At 38.5% G+C, this 1,063-nt stretch carries 1 protein-coding gene and 1 pseudogene; both read right to left on the bottom strand.

Annotation, left to right across the window (positions count from 1 at the left end; genetic code table 11):
* The coding region (locus AC1DUW_RS30155; RefSeq protein ID WP_477644358.1) for a sigma-E processing peptidase SpoIIGA at positions 1-144 on the bottom strand (144 nt) is incomplete at its 3' end.
* Between the two features lie 583 nt (positions 145-727).
* Positions 728-1,063: pseudogene (locus AC1DUW_RS30150) on the bottom strand (cell division protein FtsZ); the annotation flags it as partial.

Raw genomic sequence — 1,063 nt, 5'->3', positions numbered from 1 at the left:
TACGATAATGAAGGAACCAATCAGCCCACCGACACAAACCCGCCATAGAGCAACCCTTCGTTTGAGAATAATTGCAGACCAATATAAAAGGAGGCAGTCAAATGACCAATTCAACAACCAGATCACATCTAAATATAAGGTCAAACACCCTCCCCTCCTTTTAGGAACTAACCTTCCACTTGCAAAAAGTATAGCGTACCTTCCCTTAGAAAGTGTGTCACTTTTTGTACTGAAAACTTAAGAGTTTTTCAGTCATTTTTTCCCTTTTTGTAGAAAAACAGCTATTGATATTTTCAATTAAGTCATAGAGACTATCCTGCTCCCTTTTATTGCTGTCGATTTATGTTTCAAAAGATAAAGAATTTCTTCCCGCCCGTTATCTTTTTCTCCTTAAGATGATGAAAGTTCAAAATACAAATAAAACGTCTGCTCGGAAACGTTCTTCACCTATTTTTCAAATGAGAATGTCTAGTTGTTTTTACTACGTTTAAAAGGGCATTGAGTGCAATGAATACCCCTAAGCCACTTCTCAGTTTACTCTTAGTTAGAAATCCATTAGTCAGATACAGAGAAACGGTGTAAAGCTATTGATAGTAACTCTTTGAAGACCATAGAGTATTTAATGCGCTTATCAGATGATTTCAATCAAAATCCAGCTTTTCAGCAGAGATTTTTTAAAAACACAAAAAACCGTTCCCATTGGGAACGGTTCATTATGGTTAAGAAATTAACGCCTTCTATTACGGTTACGAAGGAAGGTTGGAATATCCAGAGCCTCATCACCTTGATTAGTATTACGCACAGGCTGCTCATTGACTTCTTCTCTCTTCACTTCACGCTTAACATTTGACTGTGGCGTTTGTTGTGTCTGAGGTCTAGGTTGCTGCTGTTGTCCAAGTGTTGGACGTCCAGCAGGCCGTATTGAAGATTCAACCTCGTTAAACCCAGTTGCAATAACTGTAACGACGATTTCATCTTTAAGATTTTCATTGATAACCGAACCGAAAATCATGTTTACGTCTTGATCGGATGCAGTAGCCACGATATCGGCTGCTTCCTGAAC

It is taken from the genome of Peribacillus sp. P4_C12, assembly GCF_056402095.1.
Note: the sequence above shows the minus strand (reverse complement) of the source record. Positions and strands in the feature narration are given on the sequence as shown.